The 18,676-nt window shown below is 48.6% G+C and carries 16 protein-coding genes; 5 read left to right on the top strand and 11 right to left on the bottom strand.

Annotated features, from left to right (window positions below):
* Positions 1-6 precede the first annotated feature (6 nt).
* On the top strand, positions 7-2,955 hold the full coding sequence (gene uvrA / locus FPE01S_RS19845) for an excinuclease ABC subunit UvrA (protein WP_083990354.1): 2,949 nt from the start codon (positions 7-9) through the stop codon (positions 2,953-2,955).
* Between the two features lie 184 nt (positions 2,956-3,139).
* On the opposite strand, the gene FPE01S_RS19840 is transcribed toward uvrA, so the two are convergent.
* From FPE01S_RS19840 to aspS, 9 genes are all read right to left on the bottom strand, one after another.
* Entirely contained in the window at positions 3,140-3,517 is a 378-nt protein-coding gene (locus FPE01S_RS19840; protein WP_046370844.1) for a hypothetical protein, read from the bottom strand.
* 65 nt (positions 3,518-3,582) lie between these two features.
* Positions 3,583-4,554 carry a DUF6089 family protein gene (locus tag FPE01S_RS25155; protein ID WP_052956049.1) on the bottom strand — a complete coding sequence of 324 codons (972 nt, stop codon included), beginning with the start codon at positions 4,552-4,554 and terminating at the stop codon, positions 3,583-3,585.
* 119 nt (positions 4,555-4,673) lie between these two features.
* Complete coding sequence (locus tag FPE01S_RS19830) at positions 4,674-5,126, bottom strand: GNAT family N-acetyltransferase (protein ID WP_046370843.1); 453 nt, start codon at positions 5,124-5,126, stop codon at positions 4,674-4,676.
* Between the two features lie 9 nt (positions 5,127-5,135).
* The gene (locus FPE01S_RS19825) at positions 5,136-6,404 is read right to left on the bottom strand and encodes a replication-associated recombination protein A (protein WP_046370842.1); all 1,269 of its coding nucleotides are present in this window, start codon (positions 6,402-6,404) and stop codon (positions 5,136-5,138) included.
* A 6-nt stretch (positions 6,405-6,410) separates the two neighbouring features.
* The gene (locus FPE01S_RS19820; RefSeq protein ID WP_046370841.1) at positions 6,411-7,352 is read right to left on the bottom strand and encodes a transglutaminase family protein; all 942 of its coding nucleotides are present in this window, start codon (positions 7,350-7,352) and stop codon (positions 6,411-6,413) included.
* Positions 7,353-7,360: 8 nt separating this feature from the next.
* Positions 7,361-8,302: an alpha-E domain-containing protein gene (locus tag FPE01S_RS19815; protein WP_046370840.1), complete on the bottom strand. Its 942-nt coding sequence runs from the start codon at positions 8,300-8,302 to the stop codon at positions 7,361-7,363.
* 23 nt (positions 8,303-8,325) lie between these two features.
* Positions 8,326-9,777 carry a circularly permuted type 2 ATP-grasp protein gene (locus FPE01S_RS19810; protein ID WP_046371255.1) on the bottom strand — a complete coding sequence of 484 codons (1,452 nt, stop codon included), beginning with the start codon at positions 9,775-9,777 and terminating at the stop codon, positions 8,326-8,328.
* A gap of 78 nt (positions 9,778-9,855) precedes the next feature.
* A complete protein-coding gene (locus FPE01S_RS19805; RefSeq protein ID WP_046370839.1) occupies positions 9,856-10,350 on the bottom strand; it encodes a hypothetical protein in 495 nt (164 codons plus the stop codon).
* 2 nt (positions 10,351-10,352) lie between these two features.
* Complete coding sequence (gene aspS, locus FPE01S_RS19800; RefSeq protein WP_046370838.1) at positions 10,353-12,182, bottom strand: aspartate--tRNA ligase; 1,830 nt, start codon at positions 12,180-12,182, stop codon at positions 10,353-10,355.
* A 70-nt stretch (positions 12,183-12,252) separates the two neighbouring features.
* Here aspS and FPE01S_RS19795 point away from each other — a divergent pair, with 70 nt between their 5' ends.
* Both FPE01S_RS19795 and FPE01S_RS19790 read left to right on the top strand, forming a co-directional pair.
* Positions 12,253-13,032, top strand: a complete 780-nt coding sequence (locus FPE01S_RS19795; protein ID WP_046370837.1) for a zinc-dependent peptidase — start codon at positions 12,253-12,255, stop codon at positions 13,030-13,032.
* Positions 13,033-13,248: 216 nt separating this feature from the next.
* Positions 13,249-14,049, top strand: a complete 801-nt coding sequence (locus FPE01S_RS19790) for a zinc-dependent peptidase (protein WP_046370836.1) — start codon at positions 13,249-13,251, stop codon at positions 14,047-14,049.
* Positions 14,050-14,057: 8 nt separating this feature from the next.
* Here FPE01S_RS19790 and FPE01S_RS19785 read toward each other — a convergent pair whose 3' ends face one another.
* Together FPE01S_RS19785 and cobA are read right to left on the bottom strand one after the other, a co-directional pair.
* On the bottom strand, positions 14,058-14,750 hold the full coding sequence (locus tag FPE01S_RS19785; protein ID WP_046370835.1) for a Crp/Fnr family transcriptional regulator: 693 nt from the start codon (positions 14,748-14,750) through the stop codon (positions 14,058-14,060).
* Positions 14,747-15,529 (bottom strand): uroporphyrinogen-III C-methyltransferase, encoded by a 783-nt coding sequence (gene cobA / locus FPE01S_RS19780; RefSeq protein WP_046370834.1) that lies wholly within the window; start codon positions 15,527-15,529, stop codon positions 14,747-14,749. Before cobA ends, FPE01S_RS19785 begins: the two co-directional genes overlap by 4 nt.
* A gap of 185 nt (positions 15,530-15,714) precedes the next feature.
* On the opposite strand from cobA, the gene nirB reads away from it, so the two are divergent.
* Together nirB and nirD are read left to right on the top strand one after the other, a co-directional pair.
* Positions 15,715-18,216: a nitrite reductase large subunit NirB gene (nirB, locus tag FPE01S_RS19775; protein ID WP_046370833.1), complete on the top strand. Its 2,502-nt coding sequence runs from the start codon at positions 15,715-15,717 to the stop codon at positions 18,214-18,216.
* A gap of 80 nt (positions 18,217-18,296) precedes the next feature.
* Entirely contained in the window at positions 18,297-18,644 is a 348-nt protein-coding gene (gene nirD / locus FPE01S_RS19770) for a nitrite reductase small subunit NirD (RefSeq protein WP_046370832.1), read from the top strand.
* The last annotated feature ends 32 nt before the right edge of the window (positions 18,645-18,676 follow it).

The raw sequence follows: 18,676 nt of genomic DNA, 5'->3' as shown, positions 1-18,676 counted from the left end.
AAAAAAATGGCAAAGAAAGCAGAAACGATACCCGTCAGGGATCTGGAAAATATCGAAGTGGTAGGTGCACGTGAGCACAATCTGAAAGACATTGACCTGACGATTCCCAAAAACCGCATGGTGGTTTTTACAGGAGTAAGCGGCAGTGGTAAATCATCGCTGGCATTCGACACGATCTATAATGAAGGGCAACGCCGCTATATGGAAAGCTTCAGCGCTTATGCCCGCCAGTTTGTTGGAGATATGGAAAGGCCGGATGTCGATAAGATCACCGGGTTGTCTCCCGTCATCTCCATTGAACAGAAGACCACGAATAAGAATCCGCGCTCAACGGTCGGCACCATTACCGAAGTATACGATTTTCTCCGTCTCCTGTATGCAAGGGCAGCAGATGCCTACAGCTACAATACCGGCAAGAAGATGGTGAAATTCTCAGAGGAGGAAATTGTTGAAAATATTTACAGTAAGTTCAGCAAGAAAAAGATCAGCCTGCTGGCACCGCTGGTTCGCGGCAGAAAGGGACATTACCGGGAACTGTTTGAAGATATCCGGAAGAAAGGATACCTGAAAGTGAGGGTGGATGGCGAAGTGAAGGATCTGGTACCCAAAATGCAGGTAGACCGCTACAAGATTCATGATATTGAAGTGGTGATTGACCGGCTTGCAGTGACACCGGATATGAAGCTGCGCCTGAGTCAGAGTATCCAGAAATCCATGCAGGTAGGGAAGGGGCTGCTGTTCCTGCTCATCAATGACACTGATGAAGTGATTCAGTACAGCCGCCAGCTGATGTGCCAGGATACAGGTATCAGTTATGAAGAACCATCCCCCAACAGCTTTTCTTTCAACTCTCCTTATGGCGCCTGCCCTACCTGTAAAGGGCTGGGACAGGTTTACCAGGTCAGTATGGAGGCGATCATTCCCGACCGGTCTGTGAGCATCAGGGAAGGAGGCATCGCTCCGTTGGGCGAAGAGCGCGAGGCATATGTATACAAACAAGTACAGCAACTGGCCCGCAAGCATAAGATCGATCTTAAAAAGCCGATCAGTGACCTGCCGGAACGAGATCTTAACCTGATCCTCTACGGACAGGAAGAAGCGCTGGAAGAAACGACAATTGATTTCACAGAAGCGGTTCCAGGTGAGCGGATCTATGCAGAAGAGTTTGAAGGAATTATTCCTCAGCTGAAGCGTTGGTTCAGCACGGTTAGTTCCGATGCGGTACGGGAATGGGCGGAAAGCTTTATGGAGTTGAATACCTGCCCTACCTGCAATGGCGACCGTCTCCGGATCGAAAGCCTTTGGTTTAAGGTTGATGGAAAAAATATTGCCGAGATCAGTCAGTATAATCTTGATAAACTGTACGAATGGTTCAATGGTATTGAAAAGCGCCTGAGCCATAAACAACAGCTTATTTCGAAAGACATTCTGAAAGAGATCCGGGAAAGACTGCAGTTTCTCCTGGATGTGGGATTGACCTACCTGTCATTAAACCGTCCAACCAGAACACTGAGTGGCGGCGAGTCACAGCGCATCAGGCTGGCTACCCAGATCGGTTCACAGTTGCAGGGAATCACCTATGTTCTGGACGAGCCGAGCATTGGTCTCCATCAGCGGGACAATCAGCGCCTGATCTCGGCATTGCAGAATCTCCGGGATATAGGCAACAGTGTGTTGGTCGTGGAGCACGATAAAGACATTATGATGGCTGCAGATTACCTGGTCGATATCGGCCCGCGTGCCGGTAAATTCGGCGGAAGAATCGTGGCAGAAGGCACCCCCCAGCAGGTATTGGATGCCGGTTCTGAAACGGCTGCTTACCTGAGTGGCAAGAAGCAGATCGCAATTCCTGAAACACGGCGTTCCGGAAATGGAAAATTCATCGAGATCAAAGGGGCATCGGGGAATAACCTGCAGCAATTGAATATCAGGTTTCCACTTGGTAAACTGATTTTGGTAACGGGGGTAAGCGGCAGCGGGAAATCCACACTTATCAACGAAACGCTCTATCCGATCCTTTCACAATACTGTTATGATTCCAAGCAAAAGCCATTGCCTTACAAATCAGTTAAGGGGTTGGAGAATATTGACAAAGTGATCGAGATCGACCAATCTCCGATCGGCCGTACGCCAAGAAGTAACCCTGCGACATATTGTGGTTTTTTCACGGAGATCCGTCAATTGTTTGCTGCTGTTCCGGAAGCGAAGATCAGAGGATATGCAGCAGGCAGATTTTCTTTCAATGTAAAAGGCGGTCGTTGTGACCTCTGTGAAGGTGGGGGCATGCGTGTGATCGAAATGAACTTCCTGCCGGATGTTTATGTGCATTGCGAGAAATGTAATGGCAAGCGATATAACCGGGAAACACTGGAGATCCGGTATAAAGGCAAGTCGATCAGTGATGTATTGGATATGACAGTGGATGAAGCAGTAGAGTTCTTTCAGGCTGTCCCTTATCTGTACCGCAAGATCAAAGTGCTGCAGGAAGTTGGCCTTGGCTATATCACCCTGGGGCAATCTGCAGTTACCCTGAGCGGAGGAGAGGCGCAGCGGGTAAAGCTGGCTACGGAGCTTTCAAAAAAGGATACTGGAAAAACTTTTTATATTTTGGATGAGCCGACAACAGGGCTTCATTTCCAGGATATACAGCATCTTCTGGATGTTGTCAATAAACTGGTGGAGCGCGGCAATACGGTGCTTGTTATCGAACACAATCTCGACGTCATCAAGGTAGCGGATCATATCATTGATATAGGTCCGGAGGGGGGTGATGGCGGAGGACAACTTTTATTCGAGGGTACACCGGAAGAGATGGCGAAACTTAAAGTGGGGCACACCGCAAGATTTGTAAAGGAGGAACTGAAGGCTGCGGTGGCGGTTTCAGAAAATGGCAACCCGGCTGAAAAAACAGTTGTCAAAAAAAAGACCGCGTCGAAAACGGCAAAGTCAAAATAATAAAAAACAAACTGCCAGCAATTATTCGTCGCTGGCAGTTGAGGATATTGGCCCAATAAGCGTTGGCAGGGAATCAATAAAATCTTTTGAGAAAGGGTACTTGATAATAGGGAACGGATCAGGTCTCTAGAACCGGATAATTGGATTTTACCAATTTCCCTGCCGCTTACTGGTTAAAAATTTTTCATCGCACTTCAATCGTGCCTGTTTCGATCCTGACATCATCACTGAACACTTCAAAGTAATAGTTGCCTTTATCTGGTTTGCTGACTACAGCAGTTTCCCTGTTCCGGATCCTGCTTTGTTTGATCAGCTTGCCTTTCTGACGGAAAAGCAGCAACTGGTAGGTCTTTCCTTCTTCACCTGCGGCAGAGAAAAAAAGTACTTGCTGGGAAGCATTGGTGTAGATGTTGACGGAATATTTTTTATCGTTTAAGTTTTTCTGAATAATGATGCTGTCTGTTTTTACCGTGTCTGTTACCGACCGGGCACTGCATGGTTGCACACCAGCGCCGCCGGCAAGTAATATCAACGCGGGCAGTAGTTGACGAATCGTTTTCATAGATGTTGTGATAACAGTTTCCTTTACGTCAACTGAATATCAGGGTTAGTCGGCCGGATAACGGGTCAAAAGCGTAACGTCGGACATTTGATGGACCTGTAACTGTCGCCATCTCTTTCTCTGCCCAACCGGAAGCCAAGTTTAAAACCAATGGAATAGTAGGCATCCATGTTCGTCGCTGTTCCACGCTTATCGCCTGGCTCAAAACTTGCACTGGCAGTGCCGTTCTGATCGGTTTTATTGGCCATTCTCCTGGCGAGCTGCGCTTTTTGAGATCCGATGCCGAAATATTTATCAAACAATTCAGGATCAACGTAGGTGGTGCTGACATCATCGATGTAGTCGGTGAAGGTTTTCCGGTGCAACACCTCGAGAGCAATGGTCGTGTTTTCGGAAATGAAATACTTCAAGCCAAGGCCCATCGGAATATTCAGTTGTGTCAGCTTGTATGGTTGTCTGTCAGGATATTCAGCAAATCCCTGTCCCTCGGTACTCAATTCTTTCAGGTTCACATAACCTCCTGTCAGCGGGTCAGTTCCCTGGGGGTTAAAATGGAATACCCCCACGCCGATAATGCCATATGGCCGGAACTTCTTATAGAAATCATCAGGGTCGTATTCAAAATACACAGTAGGATAAATTTCCGCAACCAGCATACCCTCGATCAGTTTGGAACGGAAATCACTGTTACGGAATTTCCTGGCTTCTTCATAGCCACCCTGACCCTTAATGATCTGATCTTCTCCCTGAAGCGATCCATAGTTTACTGCCAGCCTCAGGCCCCATACAGGACTTGGGTAGGTGGAGATATGGGCGCCGATGATGAACTTGGTCATCGGGAAGTTATTGTCTTTCAGGAAACCTTTGCCTATTCCTTTGTTGCCTCCCAGATCACCGAGAAAATTGGACGGCCCAAACGTGACGCCAGCTTCCAGCTGGTTCGCCAGATTTATCTGACCGAAGGTGATTTGTGTAAATGATAGTGCAAGTAGAGATAAGGTACATTTACGCACTACATAGTGTAAATGCTGTTTCATGAATATCAGATTTTGTTTTCGAGCGGTTACATGGATTCAATCATGAAACGAACTGGAAGAACGCTGTCGTATAACGAAAACCGTTTTTTTTTATAATGCGTATTTATACTAGCGGGTAACTACGAGAGTTGTAGTACCATTTCTACATGTTCAATGCCATCCTCCAGGTAGACAGCTCCCTGGGCAGAAAATCCCAGAGATTCGTAGAAGCGAAGCAGGTACAACTGGGCTCCGATTCGGATCGGTTGCCTGCCAAACAGGGAAATGGCGCTCGAGATGGATTGCTCCATCAGTTGCCTTCCTATGCCCTCCCCCCGGAATTTCGGTGAACTGACTACACGGCCGATGGAAACTTCTTCAAACAGCAGGCCGGGCGGGGAAATTCGGGAGGTGGCGGCCAGGCTGGAGCCCTTCCATCCCAGTAATTGCCAGCATTGCTGGTCTTTATTGTCCATATCGAGAAAGACACACTGCTGTTCTACAACAAATACTTCGCTGCGCAGGCGGAGCAGCTGATATACTTCATCTGCTTTAAGGTCGTGGAAGGGGCTAAGTTGCCAGCGGATATTCATGCTGTTAAGTTAATAGCCATATTTGTCTTTCCACCTGGTCCGGAGAAATTTTCTGATTTCCTCTTCACGGGCGTTCGCGGAAGGCTCATAAAGCATTCGGCCCTGTAACGCATCCGGCAGGTATTCCTGCAGGGAAAAATTGCCTTCATGGGAGTGTGCGTATTCATAGTTCCTGCCATAACCCAGGTTCTTCATCAGTTTGGTTGGCGCATTTCTGAGGTGGAGGGGAACCGGAAGGTCACCTGTTTGCGCGACCAGTGCCAGGGCTGCGTCGATCGCCATATACGAACTATTGCTCTTGGGTGAGGTAGCGAGGTAAACTGCACATTGTGAAAGGATGATCCTTGATTCGGGATGGCCGATCTTATTGACTGCTTCAAAACAGGCATTGGCAAGCAGCAGTGCATTGGGATTGGCATTGCCGATATCTTCGCTGGCAAGAATCACCATGCGGCGTGCTATGAACTTAACGTCTTCACCACCGGCGATCATCCTGGCAAGCCAGTATACTGCACCGTTGGGATCACTGCCACGCATAGATTTGATAAAGGCAGAAATGATGTCGTAATGTTGCTCGCCGCTTTTGTCGTACATGGCGAGTTGCTGTTGCGCGACGGCCATAACCAGGTCATTCGTTACCTCAACGTTTCCGTTCACGACATCGCCTGCAGATTGTACCACGAGCTCCAGGAGGTTCAGCAGTTTCCTTCCGTCACCACCAGCTAACCGCAATAAAGCTTCGGTTTCCAGGAGCTGCGGATTTCTGCTGTTGAGCCAGTCATCTTTTTCGATGGCCTGCCGGATCAGTGCGAGCAGCTGGGGTTCGCTGAGTGACTTTAGTACATATACCTGGCAACGGCTGAGAAGGGCACTGTTTACTTCAAAGGAAGGGTTTTCTGTAGTAGCTCCGATCAGCGTTATGGTTCCCTTTTCGACGGCCCCAAGCAGGGCATCCTGCTGCGATTTGTTGAACCGGTGAATCTCGTCGATGAACAGGATTGCTTTATCGAGGTTTTTTGCTTTTTCAATCACCTCTCTTACTTCCTTTACGCCTGATGAAATAGCACTGAGTGTAAAAAAAGGAATGCGCAGTTCATTGGCGATAATATTGGCAATAGTTGTTTTGCCAACGCCGGGCGGGCCCCAGAGAATCATGCTGGGCACATTACCCTGTTCGATAGCTTTCCGGAGGATGCTTCCTGTTCCTGTCAGGTGTTCCTGCCCGATCAGTTCATTCAGTGATGCGGGTCTCAATCGTTCTGCGAGGGGGGCGGCCATGGTTATCTATTGTTGCATTCCGGTACCATCACCGGCGGGGAACAAATATCGTTCTTCCCCCGGACCCGGCGAACGCACCTGATTCGTTTCTTCAAAATGCTGGCCATTCTCATATCCCACTGAAACATATACAAAGAGATTCTGCTTTGCGGGTCCTTTAAAACTGCCCTTCACCGGCGTGCAGTCCCGGAAATTACGGCCTACGGCAAGTTTGACATGATGATTGGATACCCATATATTATTCGTGGGATCAATGCCTGCCCAACCCGCACCGGGGATCCAGGCTTCCACCCAGGCATGCGTAGCACCCTCGCCACGCAGGCCATTTTTGTTGGGGCATATATATCCGCTGACGTACCGGCAGGGGATACGCAATGTTCTCAAAACCTGCAGCATGACGTGCGCAAAATCCTGGCAAACACCCGCACGTTGGGTGATGATCTCATCCACCGTCGTTTCGGTATCGGTTATACCGGGAATATATTTAAAATGCTGATAGATGAACTGACAACATTCCTGTACTGTACCACTGACGCTTTTCCAGGGCTGATGTATAATGCCTACGATCTCATCAATGGCTGCCTGCTGTTTCAACAGTTCCGGATTGGATAATTCCAGGAGGTTAAACTGTGCAATGGATTCGGTGTGAAGCTGATCGAAGCCCGAAGTGTATTGCTGGGCTGGGTTTGGTGACGGGACCGTCCGGACAAGCAATTTACTTTCGATGATCAGTTCGGTATGGGCGGAAACAAGATTGAAAACGCCCGCCTTATTTCCCCAGTAGTCAATATAGAAATGCATTTCGGGATTGCCGGTGATGGTCAGATCATGTTGCAGTACTTCCTGCGCTGTACAGGCAAAGGGAAATATCCTGATCTCGTTGACGCTTTCCGTTACCGGCCGGTTGTATTCGTAGCTGGTGATGTGATGAATTCTGAATGTCGGCATAGGGCAATTTACGCGTAAGAAAAAAATAACTGGCTGAATTGAAGATTGAATTGCAGCAAACCTGACCGCAGCTCCCGTATATAGGATTGCAGGCCCTCTTCCTGTAAGGTAGCAAAGTCGGCGTATTCCACGCGGCTTTGCAGGCGGCCGAACTGTTTCAGCAGCGCATTGGCCTCATCGCTTTGATTGTTCTGGATTACTTTGTTCAGATAAAACCCGATCCGGTCTAAACAGTAGCTGGCACTCCTGGTAAATTGTTTGTTGAACAACACCTGATCAGTAACGTTCCTGTTATAGTTGCTGCTCCTGTAGGTCTTCAGGTGAAGTTCATATCCCGATAACGAAAAGAGCAGGTTGCGCCAGTACAGCACATCATGGGAATGTTCTAGGCTGTACCCGGTATCTGCAAAACTTCTGTCTGCAAACTCCAGCGTGATCATACAACGCTCTGTAAACTTTCCGAGCGTCATAAAATTCCAACCCATATTTCGGGGCATGGTGCTGTCGGTTACGCCGTTAAAAAGGATCAGCTGGGTACCCAGTTGCTCAAGAACACTCAGGGTATCGTTCCGTTGCATGCGTTGTTGCAGCAGTGGATTATTGATCAGGTGATAGACCTGATTTACCTGTTCCCACACTTCCTTGGTAATGTGATCCTGTGCGCCGCGGGCGTTCTCCCTGGCTTTGATCACCATTGCCCTTATGGCATTTCCATTGGTGTTGTCATAAATGAGGTGCTGCACAAGCGCCAGCGGATCACTTGCCAGTTGTATCCTCCTGCCGTCAGTGGCAGTACTATACATGTCTGCCAGTAATCGCCAGCTCTGTGCGGCGTACTCACCTTTATCAAGGGAAAGGGCGTAATTGATGTGCAGGGAGCGGAGAAGAGCGTCAGTTCGTTCGAAATAACGATTCAGCCAGTATAGGGCATCGGCAATTCTACTCAGCATATTCCGGGTTAACAGGTTTAAGATTAATGATCATTCAGTATCCAGGTGTCTTTACTACCTCCACCCTGCGAAGAATTAACCACCAGCGAACCTTCGCGAAGCGCAACACGCGTTAAGCCACCGGGTACAATTTTTATTCCCGAGGGGCCGCAAAGTGCAAATGGCCGCAGGTCTACATGTCTCGGTTCAAAACGGTTATTGAGGAAGCAGGGTACAGTGCTGAGTTTGATAATGGGCTGGGCGATGAAATTCCGCGGGTCTTCTTCCACAGCTTTCAGCATCAGGCTGATTTCTTTTTCGCCTGCGGAGTTTCCCATCAGCATGCCGTAACCGCCGGACTGGTTGGTTCGCTTGATCACCATATTGCCGATATTCCTGAAAGTATATTCCCTTGATTCAGGATCAGCCATCTGGTAGGTCGGCACATTGGGCAGGATCGGCTCTTCATTGAGGTAATACCTGATCATGGCGGGAACATACGCATAAACTGCCTTGTCGTCAGCCACGCCGTTCCCGAATGCATTCACCAGTGCAATATTACCCTTCCGGTATGCACCCAGGATTCCGGGAATTCCCAAAGCACTATCAGGCCGGAAAACCAGCGGATCCATAAAATCATCATCAATCCTTCTGTAGATAACGTCTACCTGCCGCAAACCCATGGTGGTTTTCATGTAAACCTTGTGATTGTCCACCATCAGATCGCGGCCCTCCACCAACGGAATTCCCATGGTGCGGGCCAGGAAAGTGTGCTCGTAATAGGCAGAATTGAAAACGCCCGGTGTCAGTAACACCACTGTAGGATTTGCAATCTGCCTGGGTGCCAGTGAAACCAGGATATTGTACAGTTCCAACGGATAGTTGTTTACCATACGAACCGCATTCGCCGAAAGCATTTCCGGGAAAAGGCGTTTGGTGACTTCCCTGTTTTCAAGCATATAGGAAACACCTGAGGGTGTCCGGAGATTATCTTCCAGCACGTAGTAAGTGCCGTCTGCGCCCCTGATCAGGTCAATTCCGGAAATATGCACAAATATGTCGTAGGGCACTTTTATGCCGAAAACTTCCCGGGTGTACTGCGGACTGGAAGCAATCAGGTCCATCGGCACGATTTCGTCTTTCAGAATTTGCTGGGTGCTGTAGATGTCATTCAGAAAGAGATTAAGTGCCTTAAGCCGCTGACTGATGCCGGCTTCGATATGCGACCACTCCTTTCCCGGAATAATGCGCGGGATAATATCAAACGGGAAAATCCGCTCAATTCCCTCGTTTTCGCTGTAAACAGTAAAAGTAATTCCCTGGTTGAGAAAAAGTTCTCCGGCGAGTTGATCCTTACCGGAAAGCGTCGCTGCTGTCAGATTATTCAGTGTATCGAATACCTGCTGATATTGCGGCCGGATCTGATTGCCGCTGCACATTTCATCCCACGACTCAGGAATCATGCAATAGTTATTGAATACAGAAGCCTCCCTCATAAGCGTTTGGTTATAATAAAAAAACGAGCTGCTGCCCATGGGCAAGCAACTCGTTTTTCCAATTTAAGGAATATTTACTTACTCGTCAAATGCATCTGCATGTTGCCGGATTAACCGGAATGTAATGAAAATATGGGTAATGAGGACGATGGCATAGGTTAACATAAGCTTCGCCATGAGCGGTATCGTCTTTCGCATGGCATCCTCCATGCCTTCAACCGTGGTTTTCTGCATAGAGATTGCCTGATCGATTGCCGTATCCAGCATCTCCGGACGAAAGAGCATCATGTAAGCAACGATGAGCATATAGCACCCTAAAAACAGGGAGACAAACCCGTTTACCCGGATAAGATCCCGCAGAGAGCGTTTGCAGTATTGATGTGCATCAATCGCCTTACTCAGGAAGCGCCAGCTGGTATAGGTATAGATCAGGAGGCAGCCAATCACAAAAACCGGTAACAGTAAAATCGGATTAGCAAGTGCGAGCATCAATGTACTGAGGAATGCCATCGCGAACAATGCCCCGGCGATCAAAAGGGTATAAGTGAGTATGCGGTACAATATCATTGCCATGATCAGCTTTTCAGGTCGGTTTGAATTTGCAGTTCTTCCAATTGTGCTTCATCAATAACTGAAGGCGCATCAATCATCACGTCACGGCCACTGTTATTCTTCGGGAACGCGATAAAGTCGCGGATGCTTTCCGAACCGCCAAGGATAGCGCAAAGTCTGTCAAAGCCGAAAGCGATACCTCCGTGCGGGGGGGCTCCATATTCAAATGCGCCCAGCAGGAATCCGAATTTGTGTTGCGCTTCTTCCTTACTCATACCGAGGGCGTCAAACATCTTTTCCTGAAGTTCCCGCTGGAAGATACGGATAGAACCTCCGCCGATCTCGTTGCCGTTTAACACCATATCATAGGCATTGGCTTTGATATTGGCATAGGGGTGGCTCAGGTAATTGGCAGCATCCCTGATGACAGGATCGTTATTGATCATTGTGGCGATCTGGTCAGGTTTTGGGGCTGTGAACGGGTGGTGGCGGGCTACCCAACGATTTTCAGCCTCGGCATATTCAAACAGGGGGAAGTCGAGCACCCAGAGAAGCTTGAATTCATCCTTTCGGCGAAGGCCAAGCCTTTCTCCCATTTCCAGCCTGAGTTCACTTGCAGCCTTACGGGTACGCTCTTCACGACCAGCAAGAATAAGGATCAGATCGCCCTGTTGCGCCCCGCAAATGCCGGCAAGCGCTTTAAGCTGGTCTTCAGGGAAGAATTTGTCGGCACTGCTCTTGAATGAACCGTCGGAATTGCACTTGATGAACACAAGTCCGTTCATACCAATCTGAGGGCGCTTAACCCATTCAGTCAGTTCATCTGTCTGTTTGCGGGTATATTCACTGGCACCGGGTACCGCAATAGCGAGAACGGTTTCCGCATCGTTAAATACTTTGAAACCGGACTGTTCAAAAATTGCTTTTGCTTCTTCAATACCGGACTGACCCTCAAAAATGGTCTTCAGGTTAGTCAATTCCATGCCAAAACGGATATCCGGTTTGTCGTTTCCGTAACGGATCATGGCATCATTCCAGGTCATCCGGTCGACCTTATCGGCATAATCGATTTGTTTTACATCTTTGAAAACCCTTTTAACCAGGCCTTCGAACATATTTAGGATGTCGTCCTGTTCCACAAAACTCATCTCGCAGTCGATCTGGGTGAATTCCGGTTGGCGGTCAGCCCTGAGATCTTCGTCGCGGAAACATTTTACCACCTGGTAATACCGGTCATATCCACTCACCATCAGCAGCTGCTTAAAGGTTTGCGGACTTTGCGGCAGTGCGTAGAACTGGCCGGGATTCATTCTGCTGGGTACCACAAAGTCGCGGGCCCCTTCCGGGGTACTTTTGATCAGGAATGGTGTTTCGATATCCATGAAATTGTTGTCATGGAGGTAATTCCTGGCGGAACGGTTAACGGCATAACGAAGTTCGAGGTTCCGTCGAACAGGGTTGCGGCGGAGATCCAGATAGCGGAATTTCATGCGGAGGTCGTCCCCGCCATCTGTTTTGTCCTCAATGGTGAACGGAGGCGTTGCCGCCTTATTCAGTATTTTGAAAGCAGTAATATCAATTTCGACATCACCGGTAGGCATCTGCGGATTCTTGTTTGTCCTTTCAACCACCTTGCCGGTGGCTTGCAATACGAATTCCCTACCCAGCGGTTGCTCATCGAGTAACTGGTTGAGCGACTCTCCAAAGAGTAACTGGGTGATCCCATACCGGTCACGAAGATCGACAAAACTGATGCTGCCAAATTTCCTGACAGTCTGCACCCAGCCTGCCAGGGTTACTGTTTGTCCGGTATTTTCCTGTCTTAATTCTCCGCAGGTATGCGTTCTATACATGCTGATTGTATTTTCGGTCTTTTATTGAGGGGCAAAGGTAATTGATAGGAGTTCACCCGCAAAAGCACAAATGGCCGTCTTTCTGACCATATTTTCCGGCCTGGTACCGTTAGTGATCCTGCTCTGGCAGTGGGACACGCTTTATCGCGGGGTAAGGCGCTGGAGCAGGGAGCGTGCGCCCGTTTCCGGAACTGACATGGCTGATTTTCATCAACTGTTGCTGGAAAACAACCCCTACTACGCCCTGTTGCCGGATAATGAAAGGGTGCGCTTCCGGGAAAGGCTCGGGCGGTTTCTCGACGCAATCGAATTCCGGTTTGTAGGCATGCCCGTAAACAGAAACGCCGAAATCCTGATCGGGTCAGCAGCCATCCAGCTGACTTTCGGCCTCGAACACTTTACCCTCGACCATTTCGAGACCATTTTCGTGGTAAGAACCGCATATCGCCTTCCAGGTTATCAGCGGGACTTTGCCGGTCATGTCAACCGCATGGGGATCTACATCAGCTGGGATCATTTTCTGAAGGGTTACCGTGACTATACTGATGCTGATAATCTCGGTATGCATGAGATGGCGCATGCTTTCAGTATCGGCGACGATGAGATCAGCCAGAAATATCAGTCATTCAGAATTGCAGCGTTGCCGTTGTTTCAAAAAATCAGGGCAGGCGGATCTTCCGTCCTGAATCCTTATGCTGCTTCAAGTATGCAGGAATGCTGGGCAGTTGCCGTTGAAACATTTTTTGAACAACCGCGGCAACTTAAAGCCGAAGAACCAAACCTGTACCAGACACTGGTGGACCTCTTACAACAAGACCCCATCGTATTACTTGAAAATGCAAACAGGTAATGCCCGATAGAGGGCATAGTAAATCTACTTTTTAGACTAATATTATGCTAAAAGACTTTTAAAGCTCAAATTCTAGATTTATCTTGTATCTGGTTTCCCGAATTGCTACCTCTCTCGCATTAATCCGTACAATCTCCTCTGCGAAGACCCTCACATCCATAACTGTGTCTAACCAGCTTAACAAAGCCGATTTTCTTACCACCAAAAGAGACCCTTATGGAAATCGTATTCATTTGTTTGCTGGTGTTCTGTATCATCTTTGCATTTGATGCATTGCATGTACGCCTCCAGAAATTTCTCCTCTATCGCCGGAAGAAGGGGTTCGAACAGCATGAAACCTACTTTCGGTCTTTGATCTCCAACAACATCAGGTACTTCAATAAACTTGATCTTGCCCAACAGCAGAAATGGTTGTTTCGTGCTTATCTTTTCTACCGCTCAAAAAAATTTCACTATGTGGGTGTCGAAAAATCAGACGACATGCCGATCCTGATCAGCGCCACCGCGGCACAACTCACCCTGGGTCTGGAAAATTTTTCGCTTAATTATTTCCGTGATATCTATGTGCTTCAGCATGACTATCACTATGGCTACTATTCACTCCCTTTTATGGGGCATGTTGACAGTTCCGGAATTTACCTGTCATGGGATAATTTCCTGCAGGGCATCCGCAGTACGCAGGATAGCAGCAATGTCGGGCTGCATGAGATGGCCCATGCTCTGGCCTACGTCAATTTTATCACAAAGACAGACGAAGACAAACATTTCAAGAAAGAGTTTCACGAATATTCTAAAGTGGCACGCCCAATCTATCAGGACATGCAACGAGGCAGGAAAACTATCCTGGGTGAATATGCCGCATCAAACTATCATGAATTCTGGGCGGTAAGCGTGGAAGTGTTTTTTGAAAACCCCATTCGTTTCCGCCATGAGCTCCCCGATTTGTATCACGCGATGGTGCGCCTGCTGAAGCAGGATCCGTTTGATGTGCTTGTCAGCGGATTGAAAGCAGCCTGAGAAGGAGGTCAGGCAGAAAGTGAATCGACTGTTTGTGCAAGCGCGGCTGCATCCAGTATATAGATCTTCTTGCCGTCTTTCCTGATCCAGCCATTGGCGATGAATTCCTGCATAAAGCGGAACAATGTTTCATAAGCAGTACCGATGTAGGAAGCAATATCCTGTTGCTGGATCGGTAGGTTAAGTGCGCCTTCACTATCCCTCCCGAATTTTTCCTGTAATAACAGCAGGGAAATTGCCAGTCGCCCCTTTACCGGCATGTGGGCAAGGTTGCGCATTTTTCTTTCGGAGTCCTGAAGCTCTTTTGCATAAAATAGCATCAGTTGAAGCGTGAACTCATGATTCACTTTCAGGGAAGCCAAAAAAAAGTCTATGGGAATAAAACAGGCAGTTGTTGGCTCAAGCGCTGTTGCGGTTACCGGGAACGCTGTTTCCGATCCAAGTCCCCGGTGACCGATGATATCTCCATTGCTTGCAAAGCGCAGGATCAATTCCTTTTCGCTTCCCCAGTGTTTGTGTACTTTGACACAGCCGGTTTCTACAAAGAAAATACCGGATACCGGGTCGCCTTCCTGGAATAGCGTTTCACCTTTGCTAAACCTGATCGTTTTACGGTGCCCGTCAATTGCCGGCTTCCATTCCGGCAGGCATCCGTTACAGAAAAAACAGTTATTGAGTTGACAAGGCTTGGCGGACTTCATTCCGCTAAATGTAAACCTTTTTGCTGCTTTTCAACCTGTTGCAGCAGTTGTGGAAAGTTGACAACCTCGCCCACCACAATAATAGCCGGGTTGGACAGACCGGCGGCTGTTGACCGGAAAGCGATATCCCTGACCGTTCCCGTTATGATTTTTTGCACTTCATGGGTACCGTTCTGGATAATGGCAACCGGCAGGTGAGCCTTACCGTGCATGGCGAATATTTCCATGATCTCTTCCAGGCGGCTCATGGCCATAAGAATGACTACCGTGGCCGATGATTGAGCAGCCAGCGCAATATCGCAGGAAATGTCGCCATTACGGGTGGTACCGGTAGTCACCCAAATGCTTTCGCTGCATCCCCTGATCGTGAGCGGAATACCAGCTGCCGCGGGAACGGCAAGGGCGCTGCTGATGCCAGGGATCACCTGTGACGGGATACCGGCAGCCGCTGCTGCTTCCAGTTCTTCTGCGGCCCGGCCGAAAACAAAAGGATCTCCTCCCTTAAGCCGGACCACATGCCCGTGGCTTTTCGCATAGGCGATGATATGATCATTGATTTCCTGTTGAGAGAGTGTATGGCAGCCATAACGCTTCCCTACGAATATTTTAAGACTACTGGCGGGAGTATAGTCCAGCAGAGCAGTGTTCACAAGGGCATCATACAGGATAACGCGCGCAGTAGAAAGTACCCTGATGGCCTTTACAGTAATCAGTTCGGGGTCACCGGGACCGGCACCAACCAGGCTTAAAAATGGGAGATGGGAGGCAGTATTATGCATATATAAAAAAATAAAATGTGATAAATGTCATTATTTGTATTACAAAATATGATTATTATTATTTAGATTTATGACATAAGTAATGTTTGTAATAAAAATATCTATTTAACTGCTTAGGATACATTACATATAATTATTTATAATTGATTGCTTGCCATAATTAGGATCATCACCAAAACCAATGTATGAGGATCGTAATTATCGGCAACGGGATGGTTGGCTACAAATGCTGCGAGAAACTGGTCAACCGAATTCCACCTGCCCAACGCACGATTACTGTTTTCGGCGAAGAGACACGTCCAGCGTATGACCGGGTACACCTAAGTGAATTTTTCGCCGGAAAATCGCCTGAAGAACTCACCCTGGCTCCGGCTGCCTGGTATGAAGAAAACCAGATCCGGCTCCTCCTGGGAGATCCTGTTATCCGGATCGACCGGGCTTCCAAAACCATCACCTCTCACCAGGGCATTACCGTTTCTTACGACTTTCTGATCCTGGCAACCGGTTCGGCAGCCTTTGTTCCGCCCGTGCCCGGCACGGAAAAGAAAGGTGTTTTCATTTATCGCACGATCGAAGATCTTGAGATGATGCGCGACTGGGCCGGTAAATGCCGTACTGGAGCCGTTATCGGCGGTGGCTTGTTGGGTTTGGAAGCTGCAAAAGCCCTTGTCGACCTGGGAATCACCAATACCCATGTGATCGAATTCGCTACACGGCTCATGCCCCGCCAGATTGACGCTACCGGTTCACTGTTGCTGGAAGCGCGTTTGAAACAGCTTGGTCTAACTATCCATACCAATAAGAATACGGCTGCTATTGAAGGAGATGACAACGTTTCAAAAATGAGATTTACGGATGGAACAGAACTCTCCACTGATATCCTTGTAATCTCTGCCGGTATCCGGCCCAGAGATGAACTGGCCCGCGCTGCGGGACTCGAAACAGGAAGCAGGGGCGGGATTGTGGTAAACGACAATCTGGAAACCACCGACCCCCACATTTTCGCCATCGGCGAATGCGCCCTGCACGGTAATATGATTTATGGCCTCGTGGCACCAGGGTATGAAATGGCCGATGTGGTTGCCGACCGGATCTCTGGCAGGCACCGCAGTTTTACCGGGTTTGATATGAGTACCAGGCTCAAGCTTATCGGCACGGATGTCGCCAGTTTCGGAGATCCCTTTATTGAAGGCGACAACATCCGGACCATTTCTGTAACTGATCATCAGCAGGGAATCTATAAGCGTATCAACATAAGCGGAGACGGAAAAACACTGCTTGGGGGTGTGCTGGTGGGTGATGCCGCAGACTACAATATGTTACTGCAAACCTGTAAGAATCAGATCGTGCTTCCACCACAGGCAGATGCCCTGCTCTTCGGAGGCCGGTCTGCAGGTGAGCAGACAGGTATGGGCGTTGACTCCCTACCCGATGCCGCACAGATATGCAGCTGCGAAGCTGTGACCAAAGCGGCAATACTGAAATCTATAACAGAAGACGGTTGCGAAACTGTAGATGCAATTAAGAAATGTACAAAAGCAGGCACAGGATGTGGAGGTTGTATGCCAATGGTCAAAGACCTGCTGAACCACACCCTGAAAGCCCAGGGAAAATATATAAGGAACCTTCTTTGTGAACATTTTCCCTACACCCGCCAGGAGCTGTTCGATCTGGTGAAATTGCACGACATACGCAGTTACGACGAAGTGCTTTCCCAGTTGGGATCAGGCCATGGCTGTGAGACCTGTAAACCTGCCATCAGTTCCATCCTTGCAAGTTTGTGGGGAGAAATGATTCTCCGTAAAGGCAATGATACTGCGCAGGACAGCAACGACCGGTTCCTGGCGAACATTCAGAAAGGTGGCACCTACTCCGTAGTACCAAGAATCCCCGGTGGGGAAATTACACCGGAGAAACTCATCATCATTGGACAGGTCGCACAGAAATATCAACTCTATACCAAGATTACGGGCGGACAGCGCATAGACCTTTTCGGCGCACACCTGTCTGATCTGCCGGCTATCTGGGAAGAACTCATCGCTGCGGGTTTCGAAAGCGGACATGCTTACGGCAAGGCGCTTCGTACAGTAAAAAGCTGTGTTGGCAGTACCTGGTGCCGGTTCGGACTCCATGACTCGGTGAGCTATGCCATTCGCCTGGAGGAACGGTATCGCGGAATACGCGCTCCGCATAAAATAAAATCAGGTGTCAGCGGATGTATCAGGGAATGTGCAGAAGCGAAATCAAAAGATTTCGGCATCATTGCTACCGAAAAAGGATGGAACCTGTATGTGTGCGGCAATGGCGGATCGAAACCGCAACATGCATTACTGCTTGCTGCTGATCTCGATTCAGAAACCTGTATCCGTTATATCGATCGCTTCCTGATGTTTTATATTAAGACAGCTGATCCGCTTACCCGTACTGCCACATGGCTGAATAAAATGGAAGGCGGCATAGACTATCTCCGCAATGTGGTGGTGAATGACAGCCTCGGTTTGGCTGCTGCATGGGAAGAAGAAATGCAGTTGTTGGTAGCCAGCTATGAATGCGAGTGGAAAGCAGCTGTCAATGACCCTGAGATCAGAAAACGATTCAGCCACTTTGTAAATGCACCGGAAGAAAAAGACCCTACGATAGCATTTGCCCCGCTGCGCGACCAGAAACGCGCTGCCGAATGGAAATAGCCACGATTGCATCTCTCCCGATTGTTTGCCAGTAGTCGGGCGGTTCGCAACCGCCCCGACACTATACTAATTCTACAACCATGATAGCATCAGCACCTATTACCTGGTACCAGGCATGCCGTACCATTGATGTACCAAAAAATGGTGGCGTTTGTGTAAAGATCAGAGAAGAACAGGTCGCGCTTTTCCATTTTACACGGACCGACACCTGGTATGCCACCCAGAATGAATGTCCACACCGGAATCAGATGGCACTTAGCCGGGGCATGATTGGATCACAGGGTGACATTCCCAAAGTTGCCTGTCCCTTTCACAAAAAAACTTTTTCCCTCGAAACCGGGGAATGTTTGTCCGGCGATGAATGCAGCATCAAAACCTATCCGGTAAAGATTGAAAACGGATGGGTATTTATCGGAATGGACGAATGATTCTCTGTTTTCCAACCAAACAACCAACAACT

Source organism: Flavihumibacter petaseus NBRC 106054, assembly GCF_000974785.1.
In the GTDB taxonomy this organism is placed as follows: Bacteria; Bacteroidota; Bacteroidia; order Chitinophagales; family Chitinophagaceae; genus Flavihumibacter; species Flavihumibacter petaseus.
The sequence above is the reverse complement of the archived record's forward strand: the minus strand, read 5'-3'. Positions and strand labels throughout refer to the sequence as shown.

Bases quoted from the DNA above. Each gene is read 5' to 3' on its own strand.
- uvrA (WP_083990354.1), top strand. From the start codon at position 7: ATGGCAAAGAAAGCAGAAACGATACCCGTCAGGGATCTGGAAAATATC.
- FPE01S_RS19840 (WP_046370844.1), bottom strand. From the start codon at position 3,517: ATGAAAACGATTCGTCAACTACTGCCCGCGTTGATATTACTTGCCGGC.
- FPE01S_RS25155 (WP_052956049.1), bottom strand. From the start codon at position 4,554: ATGAAACAGCATTTACACTATGTAGTGCGTAAATGTACCTTATCTCTA.
- FPE01S_RS19830 (WP_046370843.1), bottom strand. From the start codon at position 5,126: ATGAATATCCGCTGGCAACTTAGCCCCTTCCACGACCTTAAAGCAGAT.
- FPE01S_RS19825 (WP_046370842.1), bottom strand. From the start codon at position 6,404: ATGGCCGCCCCCCTCGCAGAACGATTGAGACCCGCATCACTGAATGAA.
- FPE01S_RS19820 (WP_046370841.1), bottom strand. From the start codon at position 7,352: ATGCCGACATTCAGAATTCATCACATCACCAGCTACGAATACAACCGG.
- FPE01S_RS19815 (WP_046370840.1), bottom strand. From the start codon at position 8,302: ATGCTGAGTAGAATTGCCGATGCCCTATACTGGCTGAATCGTTATTTC.
- FPE01S_RS19810 (WP_046371255.1), bottom strand. From the start codon at position 9,777: ATGAGGGAGGCTTCTGTATTCAATAACTATTGCATGATTCCTGAGTCG.
- FPE01S_RS19805 (WP_046370839.1), bottom strand. From the start codon at position 10,350: ATGGCAATGATATTGTACCGCATACTCACTTATACCCTTTTGATCGCC.
- aspS (WP_046370838.1), bottom strand. From the start codon at position 12,182: ATGTATAGAACGCATACCTGCGGAGAATTAAGACAGGAAAATACCGGA.
- FPE01S_RS19795 (WP_046370837.1), top strand. From the start codon at position 12,253: ATGGCCGTCTTTCTGACCATATTTTCCGGCCTGGTACCGTTAGTGATC.
- FPE01S_RS19790 (WP_046370836.1), top strand. From the start codon at position 13,249: ATGGAAATCGTATTCATTTGTTTGCTGGTGTTCTGTATCATCTTTGCA.
- FPE01S_RS19785 (WP_046370835.1), bottom strand. From the start codon at position 14,750: ATGAAGTCCGCCAAGCCTTGTCAACTCAATAACTGTTTTTTCTGTAAC.
- cobA (WP_046370834.1), bottom strand. From the start codon at position 15,529: ATGCATAATACTGCCTCCCATCTCCCATTTTTAAGCCTGGTTGGTGCC.
- nirB (WP_046370833.1), top strand. From the start codon at position 15,715: ATGAGGATCGTAATTATCGGCAACGGGATGGTTGGCTACAAATGCTGC.
- nirD (WP_046370832.1), top strand. From the start codon at position 18,297: ATGATAGCATCAGCACCTATTACCTGGTACCAGGCATGCCGTACCATT.